25 protein-coding genes are annotated in these 24,225 nt (G+C 71.8%); 22 read left to right on the top strand and 3 right to left on the bottom strand.

Going from position 1 to position 24,225, the window contains the following annotated elements:
- Window positions 1-233 precede the first annotated feature (233 nt).
- A complete protein-coding gene (gene ku, locus F4692_RS01930) occupies window positions 234-1,199 on the bottom strand; it encodes a non-homologous end joining protein Ku (RefSeq protein WP_179617950.1) in 966 nt (321 codons plus the stop codon).
- A gap of 95 nt (window positions 1,200-1,294) precedes the next feature.
- Here ku and ligD (F4692_RS01925) point away from each other — a divergent pair, with 95 nt between their 5' ends.
- The 18 genes from ligD (F4692_RS01925) to F4692_RS20825 all read left to right on the top strand — a co-directional run bounded on the left by ligD (F4692_RS01925) (window position 1,295) and on the right by F4692_RS20825 (window position 18,781).
- Window positions 1,295-2,209: a non-homologous end-joining DNA ligase gene (ligD, locus tag F4692_RS01925; protein WP_179618974.1), complete on the top strand. Its 915-nt coding sequence runs from the start codon at window positions 1,295-1,297 to the stop codon at window positions 2,207-2,209.
- Window positions 2,206-3,120 (top strand): non-homologous end-joining DNA ligase, encoded by a 915-nt coding sequence (ligD, locus tag F4692_RS01920; RefSeq protein ID WP_179617949.1) that lies wholly within the window; start codon window positions 2,206-2,208, stop codon window positions 3,118-3,120. Before ligD (F4692_RS01925) ends, ligD (F4692_RS01920) begins: the two co-directional genes overlap by 4 nt.
- A gap of 163 nt (window positions 3,121-3,283) precedes the next feature.
- Complete coding sequence (locus F4692_RS01915) at window positions 3,284-3,427, top strand: hypothetical protein (protein WP_179617948.1); 144 nt, start codon at window positions 3,284-3,286, stop codon at window positions 3,425-3,427.
- Window positions 3,428-3,452: 25 nt separating this feature from the next.
- Complete coding sequence (locus tag F4692_RS01910) at window positions 3,453-4,145, top strand: response regulator transcription factor (RefSeq protein ID WP_179617947.1); 693 nt, start codon at window positions 3,453-3,455, stop codon at window positions 4,143-4,145.
- A 216-nt stretch (window positions 4,146-4,361) separates the two neighbouring features.
- On the top strand, window positions 4,362-5,657 hold the full coding sequence (locus tag F4692_RS01905) for a TadA family conjugal transfer-associated ATPase (RefSeq protein ID WP_179617946.1): 1,296 nt from the start codon (window positions 4,362-4,364) through the stop codon (window positions 5,655-5,657).
- Complete coding sequence (locus tag F4692_RS01900; protein ID WP_179617945.1) at window positions 5,657-6,511, top strand: type II secretion system F family protein; 855 nt, start codon at window positions 5,657-5,659, stop codon at window positions 6,509-6,511. Before F4692_RS01905 ends, F4692_RS01900 begins: the two co-directional genes overlap by 1 nt.
- Entirely contained in the window at window positions 6,508-7,449 is a 942-nt protein-coding gene (locus F4692_RS01895; RefSeq protein WP_179617944.1) for a type II secretion system F family protein, read from the top strand. Before F4692_RS01900 ends, F4692_RS01895 begins: the two co-directional genes overlap by 4 nt.
- 42 nt (window positions 7,450-7,491) lie before the next feature.
- Window positions 7,492-7,674, top strand: coding sequence for a hypothetical protein (locus tag F4692_RS01890; protein WP_179617943.1), 183 nt, complete (start codon window positions 7,492-7,494; stop codon window positions 7,672-7,674).
- Window positions 7,675-7,678: 4 nt separating this feature from the next.
- A complete protein-coding gene (locus F4692_RS01885) occupies window positions 7,679-8,113 on the top strand; it encodes a TadE/TadG family type IV pilus assembly protein (protein WP_179617942.1) in 435 nt (144 codons plus the stop codon).
- A gap of 5 nt (window positions 8,114-8,118) precedes the next feature.
- Window positions 8,119-8,565, top strand: a complete 447-nt coding sequence (locus tag F4692_RS01880) for a hypothetical protein (protein ID WP_218858124.1) — start codon at window positions 8,119-8,121, stop codon at window positions 8,563-8,565.
- Window positions 8,562-9,011: a Tad domain-containing protein gene (locus F4692_RS01875; protein ID WP_308645115.1), complete on the top strand. Its 450-nt coding sequence runs from the start codon at window positions 8,562-8,564 to the stop codon at window positions 9,009-9,011. Before F4692_RS01880 ends, F4692_RS01875 begins: the two co-directional genes overlap by 4 nt.
- Window positions 9,012-9,085: 74 nt before the next feature.
- Window positions 9,086-11,263, top strand: coding sequence for a glycogen debranching protein GlgX (gene glgX, locus F4692_RS01870; RefSeq protein WP_179617941.1), 2,178 nt, complete (start codon window positions 9,086-9,088; stop codon window positions 11,261-11,263).
- Window positions 11,260-13,551 carry a malto-oligosyltrehalose synthase gene (gene treY / locus F4692_RS01865; RefSeq protein ID WP_179617940.1) on the top strand — a complete coding sequence of 764 codons (2,292 nt, stop codon included), beginning with the start codon at window positions 11,260-11,262 and terminating at the stop codon, window positions 13,549-13,551. The genes glgX and treY overlap by 4 nt, the downstream gene beginning before the upstream one ends.
- Window positions 13,548-15,323 carry a malto-oligosyltrehalose trehalohydrolase gene (treZ, locus tag F4692_RS01860; protein ID WP_308645114.1) on the top strand — a complete coding sequence of 592 codons (1,776 nt, stop codon included), beginning with the start codon at window positions 13,548-13,550 and terminating at the stop codon, window positions 15,321-15,323. The genes treY and treZ overlap by 4 nt, the downstream gene beginning before the upstream one ends.
- A 58-nt stretch (window positions 15,324-15,381) precedes the next feature.
- Complete coding sequence (locus tag F4692_RS01855) at window positions 15,382-16,161, top strand: hypothetical protein (protein ID WP_179617939.1); 780 nt, start codon at window positions 15,382-15,384, stop codon at window positions 16,159-16,161.
- A gap of 123 nt (window positions 16,162-16,284) precedes the next feature.
- On the top strand, window positions 16,285-17,316 hold the full coding sequence (locus tag F4692_RS01850; RefSeq protein ID WP_179617938.1) for a glycine-rich domain-containing protein: 1,032 nt from the start codon (window positions 16,285-16,287) through the stop codon (window positions 17,314-17,316).
- Between the two features lie 32 nt (window positions 17,317-17,348).
- Window positions 17,349-18,464 (top strand): peptide chain release factor 2, encoded by a 1,116-nt coding sequence (gene prfB / locus F4692_RS01845; protein WP_179617937.1) that lies wholly within the window; start codon window positions 17,349-17,351, stop codon window positions 18,462-18,464.
- Between the two features lie 17 nt (window positions 18,465-18,481).
- Window positions 18,482-18,781 (top strand): ribosomal protein L7/L12, encoded by a 300-nt coding sequence (locus F4692_RS20825; RefSeq protein WP_179617936.1) that lies wholly within the window; start codon window positions 18,482-18,484, stop codon window positions 18,779-18,781.
- Between the two features lie 13 nt (window positions 18,782-18,794).
- Here F4692_RS20825 and F4692_RS01835 read toward each other — a convergent pair whose 3' ends face one another.
- Complete coding sequence (locus F4692_RS01835) at window positions 18,795-20,033, bottom strand: hypothetical protein (protein ID WP_179617935.1); 1,239 nt, start codon at window positions 20,031-20,033, stop codon at window positions 18,795-18,797.
- Window positions 20,026-20,544, bottom strand: a complete 519-nt coding sequence (locus tag F4692_RS01830; RefSeq protein WP_179617934.1) for a SigE family RNA polymerase sigma factor — start codon at window positions 20,542-20,544, stop codon at window positions 20,026-20,028. The genes F4692_RS01835 and F4692_RS01830 overlap by 8 nt, the downstream gene beginning before the upstream one ends.
- Before the next feature lie 139 nt (window positions 20,545-20,683).
- Here F4692_RS01830 and ftsE point away from each other — a divergent pair, with 139 nt between their 5' ends.
- From ftsE to smpB, 4 genes are all read left to right on the top strand, one after another.
- Window positions 20,684-21,373, top strand: coding sequence for a cell division ATP-binding protein FtsE (ftsE, locus tag F4692_RS01825; protein WP_179617933.1), 690 nt, complete (start codon window positions 20,684-20,686; stop codon window positions 21,371-21,373).
- Between the two features lie 50 nt (window positions 21,374-21,423).
- On the top strand, window positions 21,424-22,332 hold the full coding sequence (gene ftsX, locus F4692_RS01820; RefSeq protein WP_179617932.1) for a permease-like cell division protein FtsX: 909 nt from the start codon (window positions 21,424-21,426) through the stop codon (window positions 22,330-22,332).
- Between the two features lie 119 nt (window positions 22,333-22,451).
- Window positions 22,452-23,681 carry a peptidoglycan DD-metalloendopeptidase family protein gene (locus tag F4692_RS01815; protein WP_179617931.1) on the top strand — a complete coding sequence of 410 codons (1,230 nt, stop codon included), beginning with the start codon at window positions 22,452-22,454 and terminating at the stop codon, window positions 23,679-23,681.
- A 56-nt stretch (window positions 23,682-23,737) separates the two neighbouring features.
- Window positions 23,738-24,217 carry an SsrA-binding protein SmpB gene (gene smpB / locus F4692_RS01810; protein WP_179617930.1) on the top strand — a complete coding sequence of 160 codons (480 nt, stop codon included), beginning with the start codon at window positions 23,738-23,740 and terminating at the stop codon, window positions 24,215-24,217.
- The last annotated feature ends 8 nt before the right edge of the window (window positions 24,218-24,225 follow it).

Genomic DNA, 24,225 nt, shown 5'->3' with positions numbered 1-24,225 from the left:
GGGTCGAAAAGGTGGCTCACTCACCGCTGGGAGGTCGGGCGGTGCGTGAGGCATGTTCCGGGCGCGCAGAACCTGCGTCACCCACCGCCGGGGCGGTCGAGCGGTGCGTGAGACATGTTCCGGGCGCGCAGAACCTGCGTCACCCACCGCTGGACCAGCGGGCGGTGCGTGAGGCACGTTCCGGGCGCGCAGAACCTGCGTCACTCACCGCTGGGGTGGTCGGGCGCGAGCGGTCAGCTCGCCTTCTTGGCCTGCTTCTTGGCGGCCGTCTTCTTGGTCGTCGACTTCTTCGCCGCCGCCTTCTTGGCGGGGGCCTTCTTGGCGGCCGTCTTCTTCGCTGTGGACTTCTTGGCTGCGGCCTTCTTCGCCGGCTTCGAGTCGGAGCCGTCGGAGCCCGCGTCGGAGTCGTCCTCGCCGCGGGCGGTCTTGGCGGCGGCCACCGACTTCTGCAGGGCGGCCAGCAGGTCGACGACCTCGCCGGAGGTCTTCGTCGAGGTCTCGGTGCGCTTGATCTCGCCGCCCTCGATCTTCGACTTCACCAGGGCTTCGACGGCGCCGGCGTAGTCGTCCTCGAACTCGGTCGCGTCGAAGTCGCCGGCGAGGGTCTCGACGAGCATCTGCGCCATCTTGACCTCCTGCGGCTTGGCGTCGTCGACCTCGACCTTGAAGTCGGGGACGCGCACCTCGTCGGGCCACATCATCGTCTGGAGCACGATGACCTCGCCGGCCTCGGTCTCGCGTACGCGCAGCACCGCGATCGTGGTCCGCTGACGCAGCGCGACGGTGACGACCGCCATCCGGTCGGCGTCCTTGAGCGCCTGGCGAAGCAGGGCGTACGGCTTGGCGCCGGCGCCCTCGGGCTCGAGGTAGTAGGACTTCTCGAAGAGCAGGGGGTCGATCTGCTCGCGGGGCACGAACTTCTCCACCGCGATCTCGCGCGACGACGTCGACGGCAGCTCGGCCATGTCGTCGTCGGTGAGGATGACCATCTCGCCGTCCTCGGTCTCGTAGCCCTTCGCGATGTCGGCGTAGGCCACCTCCTCGCCGTCGAGCGAGCAGACGCGCTGGTACTTGATGCGGCCGCCGTCCTTGGCGTGGACCTGCCGGAACGACACGTCGTGGCTCTCGGTGGCGGCGTAGAGCTTCACCGGGACACTGACCAGCCCGAAGGAGACGGCACCCTTCCAGATCGCGCGCATGCCCCGACGATAGCCCTCGTCGGCGACAGGCGTCTCCACTCATCCGGACGGTCCGCGCGTGTGCGCGCGGATGCCAGACTGCGCGTGTGCGCCCCATGCTCGCCAGCAAGACCGACCGTGTGCCGACCGGCGCGCAGTGGCTCCACGAGGTCAAGTGGGACGGCGTCCGCGTGCTCGTCGACGTGCAGGACGGGGCCGTGCGGATGACCAGCCGCAACGACAACAACGTCACGCCCGCCTGGCCCGAGCTCAGCGACCCGCCGCTGCGGACCCGCGATCTCCTCGTCGACGGCGAGGTGATCGCGCTCAACGAGCGCGGCGTCCCGGACTTCCGCGTGCTCCAGCACCGCATGCACCTGCGCAACGCCACGGAGGTCGCCCGGCTGGTGAGGACGATCCCGGCCACGCTCATGGTGTTCGACCTGCTCCGCCTCGACGGCGAGGACCTCACGGCGCGGCCGCTGGAGGAACGGCGCGCACTGCTCGAGGGGCTGCCACTGGCGGACTCGACGTGGCAGGTGCCGGCGGCGTACGACGACGGCGACATGCTCTTCGAGGCCACGCTGCAGCAGGGCCTGGAGGGCGTGGTGAGCAAGCGGCGTACGTCCCGCTACCGCTTCGACGCCCGCAGCGAGGACTGGCGCAAGCTCGCCCACCGGCACCGCGGCTCGTTCGTCGTCGGTGGCTGGCGGCCCCAGGTCGGCACGACCGACCGCCTCGCCTCCCTGCTGGTCGGCGAACAGACCGCCGAGGGACTGCTCTACCGAGGGCGCGTCGGCAGCGGGATCGCCGGCGCCACCAGCACCCGGCTCGCGGCGCTGCTGGAGCCGTACGCCGCCGGGTCGAGCCCGTTCGCCGACGAGGTCCCGCGGGTCGACGCCGCCGGCACCTTCTGGGTCGAGCCGCGGGTCGTGGTCGACATCGACACCCACGGCCTCGGCTACGAGCGCCTGCGCCAGCCGTCCTTCCAGGGCGTCCGCGACGACCTGTCGCCGGAGGACCTCGCATGAGCCCCACCGACGAGGTGCAGGTCGACGTCGAGGGCCGCTCCCTCAAGATCAGCAACCTGGCCAAGGTGCTCTACCCGCGCACCGGCACGACCAAGGGCGAGGTGCTCAACTACTACGCGCAGGTCTCGCCGGTGCTGCTGCCGCACCTGGAGGACCGGGCGGTCACCCGGATCCGCTGGCCGCACGGGGTGGAGGGGTCGAGCTTCTTCGAGAAGAACATCCCGCCCGGCACGCCGTCGTGGGTGCGTACGGCCGAGGTGTCGACCACCGGCTCGCGCAGCGGCAAGGGCGACGGCACGATCCGCTTCCCGATCTGCGACGACCTCGCCACCCTCACCTGGCTGGCCAACCTCGCCGCGCTCGAGCTGCACGTGCACCAGTGGACCGTCGACGGCGACGGCGTCCCACGCAACCCCAACCGCCTCGTCATCGACCTCGACCCCGGCGAGCCCGCGGGGCTGCACGAGTGCGCGCGGGTGGCCCTGATGGTCCGCGACGCGCTCGCCGCCCGCGACCTCACCTGCTCGCCGGTGACGAGCGGCAGCAAGGGGCTGCACCTGTACGCCCCACTTCCCGACACCGGGAGGAAGAGCCTCGACAGCGACGGCACCACGGCGCTGGCCAAGGAGGTGGCCGAGGAGCTGCAGACCGAGCACGGCGACCTCGTCACCGCGACCATGACCAAGGCCAAGCGGCCCGGCAAGGTCTTCCTCGACTGGTCGCAGAACTCCGGGTCCAAGACGACGGTCTCGCCCTACTCCCTGCGCGGCCGGGAGCGGCCGACAGCCGCGACGCCACTGACGTGGGACGAGGTCGAGGAGGGGGCCGAGGACGAGCTGGCCCTGGAGCAGTTCTCGATGGAGCAGGTGCTCGAACGGGTCGCCGAGCTGGGCGATGTCTTCGACGCCTGAGGCCCGTGTTCCGGTCGCGACACGCTCGGTGGTGGCGGCGACTTCAGGACCGCGGGGCCCGATGTGGGTTCATGCCCGATCGCTTCCGAACGCTTCTGAAACATTTACCTCCTGTGACCACTCTGAGGGGTTGTCGTGGAAGTCGGAATCGCATGCTTTACCCATGTCCCGCATCCTCCTGATCCCCGTCGCAGTGATCTTCGCTGCCGGTGGTGTCGTGCTCGGCCAGGGCGAGCCCGCCCCGGCGCAGCCGGCCCAGACGGTGGTCACCCCCGTCGCCGATGCCGGGATTCACGCCACCAACTGAGGTCGACCCCTCTATGCTCGTCGCCATGGTGCACGACGTGCTGGTGGTTGAGGACGAGGAAGACATCGCCGTCCCGTTGATGCGCACCCTGGAGCGTGAGGGTTATGAGGTCAACCGCGTCTCGGGTGGCGCGGAGGCGGTGTCCTACGTCGTCGACGAGGCCCCTGCGGTCGTCATCCTCGACCTCGGTCTGCCCGACATGGACGGCATCGACGTGTGCCGTCAGATGCGCTCCGGCGGCTACCTCGGCGGGATCATCATGGTGACCGCCCGGGCCGGAGAGCTCGACCGCGTCGTCGGCCTCGACGTCGGCGCCGACGACTACCTCGCCAAGCCGTTCGGGCTCGCCGAGCTGCTCGCCCGCGTACGCGCCCTGCTCCGTCGCAGCGGCAACGTGCCCGCCCAGGACGACACCACCGTCACCACCTCCTCCGGCCTCAAGATCGACGCCGCCTCGCGTCGCGTGCACCTCGGCGAGAAGGAGATCGCGCTGACGGCGAAGGAGTTCGACGTCCTCGCCGTCCTCGCCTCCCACCACGACAAGGTGGTGCCCCGCGAGACGTTGATGAACCAGGTGTGGGACCAGAACTGGTACGGCTCGACCAAGACGCTCGACGTCACCATCGGGCGCCTGCGCAGCAAGCTCGAGGCCGCCGAGGCCGGGGAGCGCGTGGTCGCGATCCGCGGTGTCGGCTTCCGGCTCGAGACCGGTACCTGAGCGCGAGGACGCCGGGGCCTGGCCCCTCGCGCCTGTCCGGACGCCACACGTGTCCGACTTCTCGCCCCTGATCCGCCGATCCGGGGGCAACGTCGCGGACACGTGTGCAGATCCGGCCGCTGATCCGGTTCTCCACAGTCTTTGCCTGCCCTCTGGTTGAGGGTGCTGGGTCATGGGTAACTTGACGCTCAGCACCATCTCGGGAAGCAGGGCACCATGGCAGTCGATCGCGTCGAGCGACCCCTCAGCGCGGGTCCGGTCGTTCCGGACCCTGCGCACGAGGCGCTCGTCGAGCGCCTCGACGGCCAGGTCCGCGAGCGCGTACGCCGCGAGGGCGTCGACCCGCAGCGCGAGGCCGCGCTCGTACGCCGCATCGCCGAGGACGTGGTCGCCGACCACGACCAGCTCAGCCTGACCGGCGCCGTCGCCCCCGTCCCCGATCCCGGCGCGGTGGTCGGCGAGCTCGTCGCGCGCGTCTCCGGCTTCGGCCCGCTGCAGCCCTTCCTCGACGACCCCGAGGTCGAGGAGGTCTGGATCAACGACCCCAGCCGCGTCTTCATCGCGCGTCGTGGTCGCCACGAGCTGACCAACCTCCGGCTCGACGCCGCGCAGGTCGACGAGCTCGTCGAGCGGATGCTCAAGTCGAGCGGCCGCCGGATCGACATCAGCACACCGTTCGTCGACGCCATGCTCCCGGAGGGGCACCGGCTCCACGTGGTGCTCGAGGGCATCACCCGCGGCTTCACCGCCGTCAACATCCGCAAGTTCCTCCTGCGCGCCCACCGGCTCTCCGACCTCGTCGCGCTCGGCAGCCTCACGCCGCAGGCGGCGCGGTTCCTCGAGGCGTCGGTGCGCGCGGGGATGAACATCCTCGTCGCCGGGGGCACGCAGGCGGGCAAGACCACGATGCTCAACTGCCTCGCCGCCGCCGTGCCCGGTGGCGAGCGGGTGGTGAGTGCGGAGGAGGTCTTCGAGCTGCGGTTCAACCACCCCGACTGGGTGGCCATGCAGACCCGGCAGGCCGGGCTCGAGCAGACCGGCGAGATCGTGCTGCGCGACCTGGTCAAGGAGGCGCTGCGGATGCGCCCGAGCCGGATCCTGGTCGGCGAGGTGCGTGCCGCGGAGTGCCTCGACCTCCTGCTGGCCCTCAACTCCGGCCTGCCGGGGATGTGCACCCTCCACGCCAACAGCGCGCGCGAGGCCCTGGTCAAGATGTGCACCCTCCCGCTGCTCGCCGGAGACAACATCTCGGCGCGGTTCGTCGTGCCCACGGTGGCCACGAGCGTCGACCTCGTGGTCCACCTCGGCCTCGGCGCGGACGGCGTACGCCGCGTCAACGAGATCGTGTCGGTGCCCGGGCGCGTGGAGGCCGACGTCATCGAGGTCGAGCCCATCTTCGTCCGTCAGGCGTCCGGGCTGCGGCGCACGGGTGGGGTCCCGGCCAGCCCCGAGCGCTACGAGCGCGTCGGCATCGACGTGCACGCGCTGCTCGCCGAGGAGGGGGTCGGCTGATGGGCGCGCTGGTCGGGCTCGGCATCGGTGTCGGGCTGCTCCTGGTCTGGTCGGCCTTCGCACTGCCGCGCGCACCGCGGCCCGCCACGCCGACGTCGACGGCGCTCGGTCGTCTGCTCGGTCGCGCCGGGCTCTCGGACGTGACGTCGACCAGTGTCCTGTCGCTGTGCGTGGTGCTGTTCGCGGTCGCCTTCGCCCTGGTGCAGGCGGTGTCACGGACGATGCCCGTCGCCTTCGTGTTCGCGGCGATGGCGGCCTACCTCCCCGTCGCGGTGCTGCGCCAGCGGGCAGCCCGGCGGTTGCGGGAGTTCGCGGAGGTGTGGCCCGAGGCGGTCGACAACCTCGCCAGCGCCGTACGCGCCGGCCTGTCGCTGCCCGACGCGGTGGCGGCGCTGGGCACGACCGGTCCCGAGGCCCTGCGCGCCGACTTCGCCCAGTTCGCCCTCGACTACCAGGTGACGGGCCGCTTCGGCGAGTGCCTGGACCGGCTGAAGGACCGGCTGGCGGACCCCGTCGGCGACCGGGTCATCGAGGGCCTGCGCCTCGCCCGCGAGGTCGGCGGCGGCGACCTCGGCCGTCTCCTGCGCAACCTCTCGGGCTTCCTCCGCGACGACGCACGCACCCGCTCCGAGCTCGAGTCACGACAGGCCTGGACGGTCAACGGGGCCCGGCTCGCGGTCTCGGCGCCGTGGATCGTGCTGCTGCTCATGTCGTTCCAGACCACCGCCATCCGGCAGTACGCCACGCCCGGCGGCGTCCTCGTCCTCGGCATCGGGTTCGGGGTCTGCGTGCTGGCGTACGCCGCGATGATGCGGATCGGTCGGCTGCCCGTCGAGAAGCGGATCCTGTCGTGAGCACGGCGCTCTGGGGCGGAGTGCTGGGCGCAGTGGCGGGCGCGGGGCTGCTCCTGGTCGTGCTGAGGCTCCAGGTCCTGCGGCGCCCGCAGCTGTCGGTGCGTGTGCTGCCCTACCTCCGCGACCTGCCCGAGCGCGACCACACGCCGGTGCTGCGGTCGGCCGCGGCATCGCCGACGTCCGCGGCGGCGGGCATCTTCGGTCCGGTGCTGCGTTCTGCGGCCGACCTCGTCGAGCGCGTGCTCGGCGGCACCGCGTCGGTGCGGCGCCGCCTGCAGCGCGCGGGCCTCGACCGCACCGTGCAGGAGTTCCGCATCGAGCAGGTCGTGTGGGGCCTCGTCGGCTTCGGTGCGGCGGCCGCCGTCGTCCTTCTCCGCGCCCTCGGCGGGGTCGGCGGTGCGGGCTCGGGGATCGTGTTCTGCGTCCTCGGCTTCGTGTGCGGGGTGTTCCTGCGCGACAACCGGCTGAGCAGCCAGGTGAAGGAGCGCGAGCGGCAGGTCCTGACCGAGTTCCCCACCGTCGCCGAGCTCCTGGCGCTCTCGGTCGCGGCCGGGGAGAGCCCGGTGTCGGCGCTCGACCGGGTGGTGCGCCGCAGCCACGGCGCGCTGTCCGACGACCTCGCGCAGGTCCTCGCCCGGATCCGCACGGGGGAGCCGGTGGGCGTCGCCTTCGAGTCGCTCGCCCGCGCCACCGGGTTGCCGGTCGTCGCCCGGTTCGCGACCGGCATCACGGTCGCCATGGAGCGCGGCACCCCGCTCGCCGACGTCCTGCACGCCCAGGCGGCGGACGTCCGCGAGGCCGGGCGGCGCCTGCTCATCGAGACGGCCGCCCGCAAGGAGATCGCGATGATGGCGCCGGTCGTGTTCTTCGTGCTGCCGGTGACGATCCTGTTCGCCTTCTACCCCGGCGTGCTCGGCCTGCGCCTGACCACGCCCTGACCCGCCCCCACGAGCCCGTTCCACCACGAGAGGACACCCTTCATGCAACCGATCTCGGGACACCTGTACGCCCTCGCGGCACGCCCACGCGACGACCGCGGCGACGTGCCGGGCTGGGTGATGGTCACCCTGATGACCGCCATCGTGGTCGCCGCCCTGACGCCCTTCGTCGGCGACGAGCTGCGCGCCCTGCTCGAGCGGGCCTTCTCGATGGTGAGCGGCTAGGCCGGTGCTCCGACGCGCCCGCGACGAGGAGCGCGGGGCAGCGGTCGTCGACTTCGTCCTCGTCCTGCTGGTCCTGCTGCCGCTGGTGGTCGGCATCCTCCAGCTCGCCCTGGTGCTCCACGTGCGCAACACCCTGGCCTCGGCCGCGGCCGAGGGTGCCCGCCACGCCGCGGTGGCGGGTTCGTCCGGCCCGGCCGGGGAGGACAAGGTGCAGGAGCTCGTCAGCGGTGCCCTGTCGCAGGAGTTCGTCCGCACCGTGAGCGTCCGCCCTGCCCTCGTCGGTGGGGTGCCGGGCTACGAGGCCGTGGTCGAGGCCGACGTCGGCCTCCTCGGGTTCGGCGGAGCGGGTGTCCACGTGCGGGTCACCGGGCACGCGGTGGCGGAGCAGGTCGCCGGACAGGTCGCCGGGCAGGACGCGGAACAGGGAGCATCACCGTGAGGCGGGTGCGCGACGACCGCGGCTCGGCCCTCGTCGAGCTCAGCTGGCTCGCGATCATCCTGCTCGTCCCGCTGATCTGGGTCGTGATCTCCGTCTTCGAGGTCCAGCAGGGCGCCTTCGCCACCAGCGCGGCGGCGCGCGCCGCGGGGAGGGCGTACGCCCTCGCCCCCGACGACGCGACGGGCGAGGCCAGGGCGAGCGCGGTGGTCCGTCAGGTCCTCGCCGACCAGGGGACGCCGGGCCAGCGGGCGCGGGTGACCGTCACCTGTCAGGCGCCGGGCGACGACTGCCACGCCGGCACGTCCGTGATCACGGTGCGGGTCGACTCGGGCGTCGAGCTCCCGTTCTTCCCGGCGATCCTCGGCAAGGGCGCGGCGGTCTTCTCCCTCGACGCGACCCACACCGTGCCGATCGGGCAGTACGTCGAGGCCGCACCGGGGGAGGGCGGGTGAGGCGCACGAGCCGGCGGGACGAGCAGGGACAGGTGACGCTGCTCATCATCGGGTTCGCCGGCATCCTGCTGATGGCGATCGTGGTCGTCGTCGACGCGTCCGCCGCCTACCTCCAGCGCCAGGGGCTCGACAACCTGGCCGACGGCGCCGCCCTGCACGGCGCCGACCTCGGCTCTGCGGGGATCTACGAGCAGGGCCTCGACGGCGAACGGCTCACCCAGCAGGCGGCCGCGGTCGAGTCGGCGGTGCGCGACTACCTCGCCCGCGCCGACGCGGGCGGGAGGTACCCCGGCATCCAGGTCGGCGTCCGCGTCGACCCGGTCGGCCGCTCGGTCACCGTCCGGCTCCGCGCGCCCCTCGACCTGCCCCTGACCATCCCCGGCTCGCCGAGCAGGCCGGTGGTCGGAGCGAGCAGCACGGCGGCGGTGACGATCAGGACCGGGTGACGGTGGCCACCGCCCCCACCCCGTGGAGTGGTGCGAAGAGGGGCTACCGACCGGTCGCCGGTAGCGTCGAGCGCATGACGGAGACCTGGCCCGGATCGGCCTACCCCCTCGGTGCGACCTACGACGGAAGCGGGACGAACTTCGCGCTCTTCAGCGAGGTCGCCGAGCGCGTCGAGCTGTGCCTGATCGGCGACGACCCCGACGACGAGACGAAGCGCGTGGAGACCCGCGTCGAGCTCACCGAGGTCGACGCGTTCGTGTGGCACGCCTACCTCCCCGGCGTGCAGCCCGGCCAGCGCTACGGCTTCCGCGTCCACGGCCCGTGGGACCCCGAGCAGGGGCTGCGCTGCAACCCCAACAAGCTGCTGCTCGACCCGTACGCCAAGGCGACGGTCGGCGAGTACGAGTGGGACCCGTCGGTCTTCTCCTACGACTTCGACGAGCCCGAGACCACCAACGACGACGACTCGCTGCAGCACGTGATGCTCGGCGTGGTGATCAACCCGTTCTTCGACTGGGAGGGCGACCGCCGCCCCCGCACGCCCTACCACGACACGCTGATCTACGAGGCGCACGTCAAGGGCCTCACCCAGCTGCACCCCGAGGTGCCCGAGGAGCTGCGCGGGACGTACGCCGGCATCGCGCACCCGGCCGTCGTCGAGCACCTCACCCGCCTCGGCGTCAGCGCGATCGAGCTGATGCCGGTGCACCAGTTCGTCCAGGACGACGCGCTCGTGCAGAAGGGCTTGCGCAACTACTGGGGCTACAACACGATCGGCTTCTTCGCCCCGCAGGAGTCGTACGCCTCCACCCAGGGCCTGGGCCAGCAGGTCCAGGAGTTCAAGGCGATGGTCAAGGCGCTCCACGCCGCGGGCATCGAGGTCATCCTCGACGTGGTCTACAACCACACCGCGGAAGGCAACCATCTCGGCCCGACGCTGAGCATGAAGGGCATCGACAACGCGGCCTACTACCGCCTCGTCGAGGACGACCTGCAGTACTACATGGACTACACCGGCACCGGGAACTCCCTCAACGTCCGGCACCCGCACTCGCTCCAGCTGATCATGGACTCGCTGCGCTACTGGGTCACCGAGATGCACGTCGACGGCTTCCGCTTCGACCTCGCCTCCACGCTGGCCCGCGAGTTCTACGACGTCGACAAGCTCTCGACCTTCTTCGAGCTCGTGCAGCAGGACCCGGTGGTCAGCCAGGTCAAGCTGATCGCGGAGCCGTGGGACGTCGGCCCCGGCGGCTACCAGGTCGGCGGCTTCCCGCCCCAGTGGACCGAGTGGAACGGCGCCTACCGCGACACCGTGCGCGACTTCTGGCGCGGCGAGCCGGCGCTGGGTGAGTTCGCCTCCCGCGTGGCCGGGTCCTCCGACCTCTACGAGAACTCCGGTCGCCGCCCGTTCGCGAGCATCAACTTCGTCACCGCCCACGACGGCTTCACGCTGCGCGACCTCGTGTCCTACAACGAGAAGCACAACGAGGCCAACGGCGAGGACAACAACGACGGCGAGAGCCACAACCGCTCGTGGAACCACGGCGTCGAGGGCCCCACCGACGACAAGCACATCCAGGCGCTGCGCTCGCGTGAGCAGCGCAACTTCATCACCACGCTGCTGCTCAGCCAGGGCGTACCCATGCTGCTGCACGGCGACGAGCTCGGCCGCACCCAGGACGGCAACAACAACGGCTACGCCCAGGACAACGAGCTGACCTGGGTCCACTGGGACGACGCCGACCAGGGCCTGGTCGAGTTCACCGCCGCCGTGTCCCGGCTGCGCCGCGAGCACCGCACCTTCCGGCGCCGGCAGTTCTTCACCGGCACGGTCGACGACAACGGCCTCGACGACATCGTCTGGCTGCACCCCGACGGCCGCGCGATGGAGGAGGGCGACTGGGGCTCGGGGCAGAACCAGCTCGGGATGTATCTCAACGGCGACGCCATCAACACCCGCGACTCCCGCGGCAAGCCGATCACCGACGACCACTTCGTGCTGTGGTTCAACGCCGACGGCGAGTGCGAGGTGACCCTCCCGCCCGCGGAGTACGCCGAGGCGTGGGACGTGCTGATCGACACCGGCGGGGTGGCCGACGAGCGCGGCACCGTCGCGGCCGGCGCCACCGTGCCGATGGGCGAGCGGTCGACGCTCGTGCTGCGCGAGCACGTCGAGCCCGAGCCTGAGGAGACGGACCGCTCGGTGTCCGCATCGCTGAGCACCGCGACGGGAACAGAGGCCCCGTGAGGACACCCCGCAGCACCTACCGGCTCCAGGTCAGCCCCGACTTCGACCTGTACGCCGCAGCGCGGGTGCTGCCGTACCTCCACGACCTCGGTGTCGACTGGGTCTACCTCTCGCCGCTGCTGGCCTCCGAGCCCGGCAGCACGCACGGCTACGACGTCGTCGCCTTCGACCACGTAGACCCCCAGCGTGGCGGGGCGGAAGGACTGGACGCCCTGTCCACGGAGGCACGCCGCCTCGGGATGGGCGTCCTGGTCGACATCGTGCCCAACCACGTCGGGGTCGCGACCCCCGCGGAGGACCCCTGGTGGTGGGACGTGCTGCGGCTGGGCCGCGGCTCCGAGCACGCCAACGCCTTCGACGTCGACTGGGCGGCCGGCGACGGCCGGATCCTCATCCCCGTCGTCGGCGACGACGACGAGGACGCGATCCGGATCGAGACGGGCACGACGGGCGAGGGCCAGGTCGTCTACCACGACCAGCGCTTCCCGATGGCGCCCGGCACCACCACGCTGGAGGAGCAGCACTACGAGCTGGTCAGCTGGCGCGCGGCCGACGAGGACCTCAACTACCGCCGCTTCTTCGCCGTCAACACGCTCGCCGCGGTCCGCGTCGAGGACCCCGAGGTCTTCGCCGAGACGCACGTCGAGATCAAGCGATGGTTCGACGAGGGCCTCGTCGACGGTCTGCGGGTCGACCACCCCGACGGCCTGCGCGACCCCAAGCGCTACCTCGACGACCTCGCCGCGCTCACGGGCGGGGCGTACGTCCTCGTCGAGAAGATCCTCGAGCCGGGCGAGCACCTGCCGGCCGACTGGGCGACCTCCGGCACCACCGGCTACGACGCGCTCGCGCTCATCGACCGCGTGCTCACCGATCCGGCGGGCGAGGCGCCACTGACCGCCCTCGAGGACCGGCTGCGCGGCACCGCCGTCGACTGGGAGCGGATGGTGCACGACAACAAGCGCGCCGTCGCCGACGGGATCCTCCACTCCGAGGTCCTGCGGATCACCCGCGAGGTCGGGCGCGTCCTCGAGTCGCGCACCGAGAGCGCCGACGACGACGGGGTGGCCGACGCGGTCGCGGAGCTGCTCGCCTGCTTCCCGGTCTACCGCTCCTACCTGCCCGAGGGCCGCGACCACCTCGACCAGGCGTTCGCCCGCGCTCGCGAGGAGCGGCCCGACCTGGCGGCCACCTTCGACGTGCTCGAGCCGCTGCTGCACGACGAGTGGGGCCAGCCCGCCCGACGCTTCCAGCAGACCTCCGGCATGGTGATGGCCAAGGGCGTCGAGGACTGCTCCTTCTACCGCTGGTCGCGGCTCACCTCGCTCAACGAGGTCGGCGGGGACCCGTCGGTCTTCTTCCTGAGCGTCGGCGACTTCCACGCCGCGATGGCCGCGCGCCAGCGCGACTGGCCCGACGCGATGGTCACGCTGTCCACCCACGACACCAAGCGCGGCGAGGACGTACGCGCCCGCATCACGGCCCTCGCGGAGGAGCCCGGCCACTGGGAGCGCGCGCTCGACGAGCTGCTGCGGCTCGCGCCCGTCCCGGACGAGGGCTTCGGGTCGCTGCTGTGGCAGGCGGTGCTCGGCGCCTGGACGCCCGACCACCTGCCCGACCTGCCCGAGCGGCTGCACGGCTACGCCGAGAAGGCGATGCGCGAGGCGGGGGACCGGACCACGTGGACCGAGCCCGACGAGGACTACGAGAAGGCCGTCCACGCCGCCGTCGACGCGGTCTTCGAGTCCGACGAGGTGCGGCAGGTGCTGGTCGACCTCGCCACGCGCATCGACGAGCCCGCCCAGTCCAACTCCCTCGCCGCCAAGCTGCTGGCGATCACGATGCCGGGCGTCTGCGACGTCTACCAGGGCAGCGAGCTGTGGGAGACCTCGCTGGTCGACCCGGACAACCGCCGGCCGGTCGACTTCGACCACCGCGCCGCGGTGCTCGCGGGCACGGCGGAGGACGACGCGGCCACCAAGCTGCACGTCACCTGCACCGCGCTCACGCTGCGCCGCGACCGCCCGGAGCTCTTCACCGAGTACGCGGCCGTCACCGCCACCGGTGACAGGGCGGGGCACGTCGTCGCGTTCGACCGGGGCGGCGCGATCACCGTCGCGACCCGGCTCCCCGTCGGGCTCGCAGCGGCCGGCGGCTGGGGCGACACCGTCCTCGACCTGCCCGAGGGTCGCTGGCACGACCTGCTCACCGGTCTCGACACCGACGGCCGGCTGGCCGACCTGCTCGCCGTCCACCCCGTCGCGCTGCTCGTGAGGGCCGACCGGTGACCGCGGTGCGTGGGCCGTACGACGTCTGGGCGCCGCGTGCGCAGCGCGTCCGCCTGCTCTGCGGCGACAACGCGGGCGGCGGGCTCGTCGAGATGCAGCGCGGGGCCGACGACTGGTGGACCCCCGCCGAGGCCCTGCCGCCGATGAGCGAGGGCCCGCACTACGTCGACTACGGCTACGTCCTCGACGACGACACCGACGCGCTGCCTGACCCGCGCTCGCACCGTCAGCCGGGCGGCGTGCACGCCCTCTCGCGGCGCGACCTGACGACGTACGAGTGGCAGGACCACGCCTGGACCGGGCGCCAGCTCGCCGGGTCGGTGATCTACGAGCTCCACGTCGGCACGTTCACGCCCGGGGGCACGCTCGACTCGGCGATCGAGCGGCTCGGCCACCTCCTCGACATCGGTGTCGACCTGGTCGAGGTCATGCCGGTCAACGCCTTCAACGGCACCCACAACTGGGGCTACGACGGCGTCGGCTGGTTCGCCGTCTCCGAGGAGTACGGCGGCCCGGACGCCTACAGGCGCTTCGTCGACGCCTGCCACGCGGCCGGCCTCGGCGTCGTGCAGGACGTCGTGCACAACCACCTCGGGCCGTCGGGCAACTACCTGCCCCGCTTCGGGCCCTACCTCAAGGACGGGCGCAACACCTGGGGAGACCTGGTCAACCTCGACGGCGAGGGCTCCGCAGAGGTGCGGCGCTACATCCTCGACAACGTGCGGATGTGGTTCGAGGACTACCACGTCGACGCCCTCCGGCTCGACGCCGTGCACGCGCTCAGCGACACCTCCGAGGTGCACCTGCTCGAGGAGATGGCGATCGAGACCGCCGCGCTGTCCGCGCACCTGGGCCGTCCGCTGACCCTGATCGCCGAGTCCGACCTCAACGACACGACGCTCGTACGCCCCCGCGAGGCCGGCGGCCACGGCCTCGACGCCCAGTGGAGCGACGACTTCCACCACGCCGTGCACGTCGCCCTGAGCGGGGAGACCACCGGCTACTACGCCGACTTCGAGCCGCTGGAGGCGCTCGCGAAGGTGTGCGAGAGGGGCTTCTTCCACGACGGCACGTGGTCGTCGTTCCGCGAGCGCGAGCACGGGAAGCCGGTGGACACCGACACGATGCCCACGTGGCGCCTCGTCGTCGCCAACCAGAACCACGACCAGGTCGGCAACCGCGCCCGTGGCGACCGCCTCGCCGAGCACCTCGACGACGACCAGCTCGCCTGCGCCGCGCTCCTCACGCTCGCCGGCCCGTTCACGCCGATGCTCTTCATGGGGGAGGAGTGGGCGGCCTCGACCCCCTTCGCGTTCTTCACCTCGCACCCCGAGCCGGAGCTCGGGACGGCGACCGCGGAGGGCCGGATCGAGGAGTTCGCCAAGATGGGCTGGGACCCCGCCGACGTCCTCGACCCGCAGGACCCCGAGACGTTCCGCGCCTCCCGCCTCGACTGGGAGGAGCGGTCCACCGGCCGGCACGCGGTCGTCCTCGACTGCTACCGCCGGCTCGCCCGGCTGCGCCGGGAGCTCCCGCAGCTGACCGACCCGTCCTTCGGGCACGTGTCGTGCTCGGTGGAGGGGCGGCTGTTCACGATGCGGCGCGGCGACCTCCTCGTCGTCGTCAACACGGGCGAGACGGAGGCGGTCGTGCAGGTGGGCGAGCGCGAGGTCCTCTTCACCACCCCTGCGGGGGTGCGTCTGAGCGCGGGCACGGCGTCTGTCCCGGCCCACGCCGGAATTCTGCTGGGTCCGGTGGCAACTTTCCCCTGATCCGCCGCATCTCCCTGACCGAACGGGCCCCACCGGGCCCCAGACGACGGGGAACCCCATGAACCGCATCACCGCCCTGGCCGCCGCCGCGGCCCTCACCGCCGGCTCGCTCGCGCTGGTCGCGCCCGCCACGGCCGCTCCCGCGAAGGCGAAGACCTACACGGTCACCGCGAAGGCGAACATCGAGGTCGCCGTCGCGAAGGAGGACACCGTCAAGGTCCGTGGCCGCGTCACGCCGAAGGCCGCGGGCGAGAAGGTCGTCCTGCAGCAGCGGGTCGGCAACAAGAAGAAGTGGACCGTCACCGGCAGCGCGAAGGTGAAGAAGAACGGCACGTACGTCCTCACGGACAAGCCGTCGACGCCGGGCTCGCGCGAGTACCGCGTCCTCAAGCCCGCCTCGAAGGGCATCAAGAAGGGCTTCAGCAAGTCCGTCGGCGTCGAGGTCTACCGCTGGGAGAAGCTGGCCTACCGCACGCCGGTCGCCACCAACTTCGCGCCGGCCGGCATCACGGTCGGCACCGAGTACTACGGCGCCAGCTTGGCGACCACGACCGCGGGCACGCCGTCCACGATCGAGTACACCCTCGGTCGCAAGTGCACCTCGATGCGTGCGACCTTCGCGCTCACCGACGCCTCCGAGAGCGGCTCGAGCGGCGCCGTGACCGTGTCCGCCGACGGCTCGACCCTGGCCTCGCACTCGCTCTCGGTCGGCACCATCGTCGCCGACGAGCTGTTCGACCTCACGGGCGCCTTCCGCATCAAGATCGACGCGACCACCAGCGCCACGCCGGCCGCCACGGTCGGTGTGGGCACCCCCGAGGTGCTCTGCACGCGCTGATCGCGCACCTCACGCCAGCGCGGGCGTGATCCGGGTACAGGCCCCGGATCACGTCCGCGCTGTTACCTTTTCGTAGACTGATCGTTGCAGTGGCAACGAGTTGTCCACCAAGGGGGAAAGACAGTGGAGCGCCAGCAGGACCCGGGACGCCGACGCGAGGTGAGTCGCCGGACGTTCACGCGCGGGGTCGCGTGGAGCGTTCCCGCGATCTCGGTCGCGGCCACAGCGCCGGCGTTCGCGGCCAGCTTCACCAACACCTACACCGACCCCGGCACCTTCGCCGTCACCATCCCGGCGGGCTACCGGACCATCGTCTTCGACATCGTCGGCGGTGGCGGAGGCGGCAGTGCCGGCTACACCGGCGGGAGCGGCGCCCGCGTGCAGGGCACGATCACCCTGCCCTCCAACCCCTCCGGCACCACGCTGACCGTGGTGGTCGGCGGTGGAGGCGGAGACGGAGCGGGCAACGCCGCGACGGCCGGCACCTCGGGGAGCGGCTACGGCGCAGGCGGAGCCGGTGGCCGCGGCACGAACATCGTCGGCGGCGGCGGAGGCGGCGGGTCCGCCGTCCTGATCGCCGGCACCCCGATCGCGGTCGCAGGCGGCGGAGGCGGCAAAGGGGCGGTGTCCGCCCAGAACGCCAACTCGTCGAATCCGGGCAACGGGGGCGCGTCGGCCGCCACTGCAGGCGCCGGCGGGGACGCCAGCGTGACCTACACCCTGAACTCCTTCTCGGCGGGCGGCGGTGGCGGCGCGTCGGGCTCTCCGAGCGGGCCCACGACGCCCGGTGCGGCCGGCAGCAGCGGGAGCGGCGGAGGACTCACTCCGACCGCAGCGCCGGGCAACACGGGCGGAGCCAACGTGCCGGCCACAGGCGGCAACGGCGCCAACGGCGTGCCGCGGGCGGGCGCGGGCTCGGGCGGTGGTGGCGGAGGCTACGCGGGCGGGGGCTCGGGCGGGGTCCGCAGCGGCTCCCTGCTCGCCGGCAGCGTCGCGGACGTCTGTGGTGCCGGCGGAGCCGGGTCGAGCTACACCGGCGGCGCGAGCGGTGCCAACGTCACGGGGGTGACCGGCCCGGTCGCGGCCGGCAACGGGGGACAGGGCGCCGGCACCGCGGGCCGCGGCGGCAACGGCCGCGTCGTCCTGCAGTTCTGACCTCCGCCGCCCAGCCCGTACCCTTGCTCCTTGTGGCAGGCATCGACTTCGACGTAGAGATCAAGCAGCTCCAGGCGACCATGAAGACCATCGGTCAGGTCCTCGACCTGGACCGGATGCGCGCGGAGATCGCCGAGCTGGGGGAGCAGGTCGCGGCCCCGGACCTGTGGGACGACCAGGACAACGCCACGCGCGTCACCGGTCGCCTGTCCGCGCTGCAGGGCGAGCTCGACCGCTTCACCTCCCTCGAGACCCGGGTCGACGACCTCGGGCTCATGGTGGAGATGGCGCAGGAGGAGGGCGACGCCGAGACGCTGGCCGACTCCGAGGCCGAGCTGGGCCGCATCAAGAAGGCCGTCGAGTCGCTCGAGATCCGCACGCTCCTCTCCGGTGAGTACGACGAGCGCGAGGCGATCGTGACGATCCGCTCCGGCGCCGGTGGCGTCGACGCCGCGGACTTCGCCGAGATGCTCATGCGGATGTACACGCGCTGGGCCGAGCAGCACAAGTACGGCGTCGAGGTCTACGACGTGTCGTACGCCGAGGAGGCGGGCATCAAGTCCGCCGAGTTCGCGATCCACGCGCCCTACGCCTACGGCACCCTGTCGGTCGAGGCCGGCACCCACCGCCTCGTGCGGATCAGCCCGTTCGACAACCAGGGCCGGCGCCAGACGTCCTTCGCCGCGGTCGAGGTCGTCCCGGTGCTCGAGCAGACCGACGAGATCGAGGTCGACGAGAACGAGGTCCGCGTGGACGTCTTCCGCTCCGGCGGCCCCGGCGGCCAGTCGGTCAACACCACCGACTCCGCGGTCCGCCTCACGCACATCCCGACCGGCATCGTCGTGTCCTGCCAGAACGAGAAGTCCCAGCTGCAGAACAAGGCGTCCGCCATGGTGGTGCTCAAGGCCAAGCTGCTCGCGCAGAAGAAGGCCGAGGAGGCCGCGCTCAAGAAGGACCTCAAGGGCGACGTCGCAGCGAGCTGGGGCGACCAGATGCGCAACTACGTCCTCAACCCCTACCAGATCGTCAAGGACCTGCGGACCGGCTACGAGTCCGGCAACCCCAGCGCGGTCTTCGACGGCGACCTCGACGACTTCATGGAGGCCGGCATCCGCTGGCGCCGGGGTGCGGAGAAGGTCGACGCCTGAGGTCCTAGGCTGACGCCATGGGATTCTTCAGCAAGCCCGAGGTGATCGGTCCGGACGGGGACGACTCCGCCCGCGCCCGGCTCGCCGCCCTCGAGCAGCGCGTCGCCCGGCTCGAGGGGCAGCTGGCCCAGCTGGCCGCGACGCCGGCCGGTGCTGTGGCCGCGGCCGCCGCGGACGTCGCGACGGACGGCTGGATGGGCGAGGTCCGCGAGCTGCGCCGGTCCGGTAAGACCATCCAGGCGATCAAGGTCTACCGCGAGCGCACCGGCGTCGGCCTCAAGGAGGCCAAGGACGCCGTGGAGGCCATGCCTCTCTGAGGCTCGCGCACCGTCACTTCCACGGCAGGCGGAGGATCTCGTGCAGTGCGTCCGCCACGTCCTCCCGTGTCCCCACCGGCATCGGGCGGCCGGCGCCGTCGACCGCCACGAGACCCGCCCGGTCCTCGGAGGCCGCGAACCACAGGGCGCCGCGACCCGCCTCTCCGCCGGAGTCGTAGGTCGCGAGGTGGACGCCGTTGGGCAGCGTCTCGACCTGCATGTCGGCGTCGACGCACGCGCGGAGCTGCGCCAGCATGGTTTCCACCAGGGCGGGCCCGGTCGAGTCGTCGTCGAAGCCCACGATGCGGTGGGTGAACCCGCGCGGCGTGCCGCCGCCGGTGGACGACACCCCACCGGAGCCCAGCGTCTCGTCGAGGCAGGGCGTGTTCGGCGTCGCCGTCGCGCTCATCCGGGACGCTGACCGCCACCCGTGCAGGGCGCCCTCGAGGTCGACGTCGGGCCACGCGGGCAGCTGTCCCTTTCCCTCCGGCACCGGCTCGACCTCGCTCATGCCCGACTGCGTCCGTCCGTCGCGCAGGCCGGCGACGAGGGCCTCGGCGACGTCCTCGGCGACGGCGCCGTCCGCTGTGCCCGTGTCGTTGACCAGCTCGAGCTGCGCTCGGCCGGTCCCGATCTGCACGCTCCAGATGTCGCCGAGCCACATCTGGTCGACCGAGTCGCCCTCGGGTGCCATCGAGTCGTGGCGGACCTGGACCCCGTCGACGTCGTAGGTCGTCGTGGATCCGCAGGTGTCGGGAGCCGGGTTCGACAGGGCCTGCGCGGACGCGGCGCGTCCGGCGTCGGAGAACTGCTGCACGACGAGGACGGCGGACGCGCCGGAGTGGCTGACGAAGCGCGAGGAGCCCGTGCTCGCGGGCTCGGGCGCCGACTGCCCGCCGGGCCCGGTGAGCGACGAGCACGACGCCGCACCGAAGCCCCCGCCACCCCAGGGCGAGTAGCGCTCCCAGTCCTCCCACTCGCCGATCCAGCCGTCCGTGGCCCGGGCGAGCGCGGCCCGGTCGAAGCGCGCCGACCCGCCGTGGGCGGCCACGCCACCCTCGGGGAACACCAGGCGTGGCACGGCCAGCCCGCCACCCACGACGACGAGCGCCGCGAGCGCGACGGCTCCCACGCGCGTACGCCCTCGCCTCCGCGCGGTGGCGATCGCGGCGACCGCGCCGGGTCCGGGGGTGTGGGCCAGGTCGCGGGTCAGGGCGTCGAACGCGCGGTCGAGCTGGTCGAGGTCAGACATGGGTCGGGGCTCCGTTCGTCTCGTCAGCCGGGTCGTCGCTGAGCAGGTGGGCGAGGGCGGTGCGCCCTCGGGAGAGGCGGGCCTTGACGGTCCCGGCGGGGCATCGCTCGATGCGAGCGACCTCGTCGACGGGCAGGTCGGCGAGGTGGTGCAGGACGATGGCGCGCCGCTGGGCCTCGGGCAGCCGCAGGAGGGCCTGGACCAGCGCGGTCGACGTCTCGTCCGGCGCGGGTGACACCTGCTCGGTCCGGTTCCGCGCGAGCCACGCGGCGGCGACCTTGCCGCGGCGCCAGCGGCTGACCGACAGACGGGTCGCGACCTGGCGGACCCAGGCGGCCGGCTGGTCGTAGCGCGAGACCTTCGTCCAGTGCGACCACGCCTTGACGTAGGCCTCCTGGGCGATCTCCTCGGCGGACCCCCGGTCCCCGGTGAGGGCGTACACGACTGCGAGCGTCCGCGGCCACGTGGCCGCGTAGAACTCCTCGAAGTCGCGCTCGGCTGCGTCCGGCATGCCGCTGTCCCCGTTCGTCCGGCTCGTCAGGGCGCCCCTGTCGGCGTCCTCACCCACCCCACACGTGCGTGCAGCCTCACAGGTTGCGGCGCGCCCGGGATTCGCCGATCGCGTCCACCCCTCACGTAGCCTCGACGCCGTGATTCGCTTCGAGAAGGTCACCAAGACCTATCCCGGCCACCCCCACCCGGCGCTCGACAACATCTCCGTCGACGTCGAGAAGGGGGAGTTCGTCTTCCTCGTGGGCTCGTCCGGCTCGGGCAAGTCGACCTTCCTGCGACTCGTGCTTCGCGAGTACCGTCCGACCCAGGGCCGGGTCTACGTCGCCGGCAAGGAGATCAACCGGCTGGCGAGCTGGAAGGTGCCCCGGCTGCGCCGCGACATCGGCACCGTGTTCCAGGACTTCCGGCTGCTGCCCAACAAGACGGTCTCGGAGAACGTCGCCTTCGCGCTGCAGGTCATCGGCAAGTCGCGCAAGGAGATCAAGGACGTCGTCCCCGAGACGCTGGAGCTGGTCGGTCTCGGCGGCAAGGGCGAGCGGATGCCCGACGAGCTCTCCGGCGGCGAGCAGCAGCGCGTCGCCGTGGCGCGGGCCTTCGTCAACCGGCCGATGATCCTCATCGCCGACGAGCCCACCGGCAACCTCGACCCCACCACGTCGGTCGGGATCATGAAGCTCCTCGACCGCATCAACCGCACCGGCACGACCGTCGTGATGGCCACGCACGACTCGAGCATCGTCGACCAGATGCGCAAGCGCGTCATCGAGCTCGAGAACGGCCACGTCGTGCGCGACCAGGCGCAGGGCGTCTACGGCCACCAGAGCTGACCCGGACCTCACCCAGACCCGACCCAGAACGGATCGAGAGCCCCCACTCCATGCAGCTTCGCTACGTCTACTCCGAGCTCGGCCAGGGCCTGCGCCGCAACCTGACGATGCACCTGGCGGTGATCCTCACCCTCGTCGTGTCGCTCACGCTCGTCGGCATCGGCCTGCTCTTCCAGCAGCAGGCGACCCGGGCGGCCGACCACTTCGGCAACCAGCTCCAGATCACCGTCTACCTCTGTCGGCTCAACGACTCCAACCCGGTCTGCCCCAACCCGGTGACCGACGCGCAGAAGGCCGAGATCGAGGCCGTCGTCGACGACAACCCCGAGGTCTCGAGCTACCGCTTCGAGTCCGGCGAGGTCGCGCTGGAGAAGGCCAAGGAGCTCTACGGCGAGGAGCTGTTCTCCGGCGACAACCCGGCGCTGACCGCGGAGGACATGCCGCAGACCATCTGGATCACGCTGGAGGACCCGGAGCAGTACGAGGGGATCACGAGCGCCGTGCAGGGGCTCGACGGCGTCTCGCGGGTCCGTGACCTGCGCGAGCAGGTGGGGCCGATCCTCACCACGATCACCAAGATGCGCACGTACGCCCTCGGCACCGCGGCGCTGCTCGTGCTGGCCGCGCTGCTCCTCGTCGCCAACACGATCCGCCTGGCGGCGTTCGCGCGCCGCAAGGAGATCGGCATCATGCGCCTGGTGGGTGCCTCCACGCTCTACATCGCGCTGCCGTTCCTCCTGGAGGCGCTGGTCACCGCGCTGATCAGCGTGGCGCTCGCCGGAGGGGCGCTGGCGGCGTTCCTCCACTTCGCCATCGGGGACCTCGCGTCCAACCTCAGGTTCGTCCCGTGGATCGGCTGGGCCGAGTTCCGGGTGGCCGCGCTCGCCATCGCGATCCTCGGTCCGGTGCTGACGTTGCTGCCGACACTCGTGCTGACGCGGAAATACCTCAAAGTCTGAGTCGCGGAGGTTAGCGTCTAGGCGTCGCCCCGGCCGAGCCGGCCGGGACGTCACCTTCCCCGCTTCCCCGATGCAAAGGCTCCCCGGTGCGTTCCTTCCCCCGCACTGCTCACCGACGCATGGCTGCCGCACTCGTCGCGGTCATGGCGCTGGGCGTGTCCGCAGCACATGCAGACGACCTCAAGGACAAGAAGAACGAGGTCGAGCGCGAGCTCAAGGGCGCGCACCAGGACCTCGACGAGTCCAGCGCCCAGCTGCGCAAGGCCGGCGAGCGGCTCGCCGCCGCGCAGGAGCAGCTCGGTGTCGCCAAGACCCGGCTCGCCACCGCACGCGGCAAGGTCGAGGTCGCGCAGGAGGCCGACGCGCAGATGCAGGCCGAGCTCGCCACGGCCGAGCAGGAGCTCGCCGAGGCGGAGGCGGCGCTGGCCCAGGGAGGCGTCGACCGGGACGCGCAGCGCGCCAAGGTGGCTCGGACGGTCGCCGACATGTACTCCGAGGGCGACCCCGAGCTGATCGCGTTCGCCTCGCTGCTCGACGCCGACTCGACCGAGGAGCTCACCCGCCGCGACGGCGTACGTGACGTCGTGATCGGGCAGGAGGCACGCGAGTACGACGAGCTGAAGGCCGCCGAGGTGCTGCTCGAGGTCCGCGAGGTCCAGGTCAGCGAGGCGCGCGACGCGGTCGCGGTCAAGCGGGAGGCGGCCGCCGAGCACCTCGCCCTCATGCAGGGCCTCGAGGCCGAGCAGCAGGCCGCGAAGGACTCGGTCGTCAGCCTCGTCCTCGAGCGCCGCGACGCGCGCGTCGGCGCCCGCGAGGCCCGGCAGAAGGACCTCGCCAAGCTCCGCAAGCTGGAGAAGGAGCAGGAGAAGATCGAGGAGATGCTGCGCAAGCGGGCCCTCGCGGCGCTGCGCCGCGCACGAGCGCGGTCGCAGGCCGGGGCGAGCGGCCCCGCGACCGGGGTGCTGATGCACCCCACGGACGGATACGTCACCTCGCCCTTCGGCTACCGCACCCACCCGATCTACCACTACTGGGGCCTGCACGACGGCGTCGACTTCGGCGGTGGCTGCGGCACGCCGCTGCGCGCGGCCGCCGACGGCAAGGTCGTCTCCTCCTACTTCAGCGGCGTCTACGGCAACCGGCTGGTCATCGACAACGGCGCCCTGGCGGGCCGCGGCATCGCCACGATCTACAACCACGCCACCAGCTACACCGTGGGCGTCGGCGACACCGTCGAGCAGGGTCAGGTGATCGGCTATGAGGGCAGCACCGGCTGGTCCACGGGCTGCCACCTGCACTTCACCGTGATGGCCAACGGCACCGCCGTCGACCCGATGCAGTTCTTCTGACCGCTCGCGCGACCGCGCGGACGAACTGGCTGGACACGCTCTGGGACAATGGACCCATGGCGAAGGAGCAGGGCCAGAAGATGGTCGCGCAGAACAAGAAGGCGCGCCACGACTACCACATCGAGGACACCTGGGAGGCCGGGCTCGTCCTCATGGGGACCGAGGTCAAGTCGTTGCGGCAGGGCAGGGCCTCGCTCGTCGACGGCTTCGCCGAGATCGACAACGGCGAGGCGTGGCTGCTCGGCGTGCACATTCCGGAGTACAGCCAGGGCACCTGGACCAACCACTCCGCCCGCCGTCGCCGCAAGCTGCTGCTCAACCGCTCGGAGATCGACAAGATCGAGCGCAAGATCACCGACAAGGGCTACACGATCGTGCCGCTGGCGCTCTACTTCAAGGACGGCCGGGCCAAGGTCGAGATCGCGCTCGCGAAGGGCAAGAAGGCCTACGACAAGCGCCACACGCTGGCCGAGCGCCAGGCCAACCGCGAGAAGGTCGACGCCGTCCAGCGCCGGCTCAAGGGCCACCGCGACTGAGCGTCGCG

The sequence above is a fragment of the Nocardioides cavernae genome (genome assembly GCF_013410035.1).
Lineage (GTDB): Bacteria > Actinomycetota > Actinomycetes > Propionibacteriales > Nocardioidaceae > Nocardioides > Nocardioides cavernae_A.
This window is presented reverse-complemented; position numbering and strand designations above follow the sequence as displayed.

What these genes read in the sequence shown, in the direction of transcription:
- ku (WP_179617950.1), bottom strand. Translation starts at nt 1,199, where the DNA reads ATGCGCGCGATCTGGAAGGGTGCCGTCTCCTTCGGGCTGGTCAGTGTC.
- ligD (WP_179618974.1), top strand. Translation starts at nt 1,295, where the DNA reads ATGCTCGCCAGCAAGACCGACCGTGTGCCGACCGGCGCGCAGTGGCTC.
- ligD (WP_179617949.1), top strand. Translation starts at nt 2,206, where the DNA reads ATGAGCCCCACCGACGAGGTGCAGGTCGACGTCGAGGGCCGCTCCCTC.
- F4692_RS01915 (WP_179617948.1), top strand. Translation starts at nt 3,284, where the DNA reads ATGTCCCGCATCCTCCTGATCCCCGTCGCAGTGATCTTCGCTGCCGGT.
- F4692_RS01910 (WP_179617947.1), top strand. Translation starts at nt 3,453, where the DNA reads ATGGTGCACGACGTGCTGGTGGTTGAGGACGAGGAAGACATCGCCGTC.
- F4692_RS01905 (WP_179617946.1), top strand. Translation starts at nt 4,362, where the DNA reads ATGGCAGTCGATCGCGTCGAGCGACCCCTCAGCGCGGGTCCGGTCGTT.
- F4692_RS01900 (WP_179617945.1), top strand. Translation starts at nt 5,657, where the DNA reads ATGGGCGCGCTGGTCGGGCTCGGCATCGGTGTCGGGCTGCTCCTGGTC.
- F4692_RS01890 (WP_179617943.1), top strand. Translation starts at nt 7,492, where the DNA reads ATGCAACCGATCTCGGGACACCTGTACGCCCTCGCGGCACGCCCACGC.
- glgX (WP_179617941.1), top strand. Translation starts at nt 9,086, where the DNA reads ATGACGGAGACCTGGCCCGGATCGGCCTACCCCCTCGGTGCGACCTAC.
- F4692_RS01855 (WP_179617939.1), top strand. Translation starts at nt 15,382, where the DNA reads ATGAACCGCATCACCGCCCTGGCCGCCGCCGCGGCCCTCACCGCCGGC.
- F4692_RS20825 (WP_179617936.1), top strand. Translation starts at nt 18,482, where the DNA reads ATGGGATTCTTCAGCAAGCCCGAGGTGATCGGTCCGGACGGGGACGAC.
- F4692_RS01835 (WP_179617935.1), bottom strand. Translation starts at nt 20,033, where the DNA reads ATGTCTGACCTCGACCAGCTCGACCGCGCGTTCGACGCCCTGACCCGC.
- F4692_RS01830 (WP_179617934.1), bottom strand. Translation starts at nt 20,544, where the DNA reads ATGCCGGACGCAGCCGAGCGCGACTTCGAGGAGTTCTACGCGGCCACG.
- ftsX (WP_179617932.1), top strand. Translation starts at nt 21,424, where the DNA reads ATGCAGCTTCGCTACGTCTACTCCGAGCTCGGCCAGGGCCTGCGCCGC.
- F4692_RS01815 (WP_179617931.1), top strand. Translation starts at nt 22,452, where the DNA reads ATGGCTGCCGCACTCGTCGCGGTCATGGCGCTGGGCGTGTCCGCAGCA.
- smpB (WP_179617930.1), top strand. Translation starts at nt 23,738, where the DNA reads ATGGCGAAGGAGCAGGGCCAGAAGATGGTCGCGCAGAACAAGAAGGCG.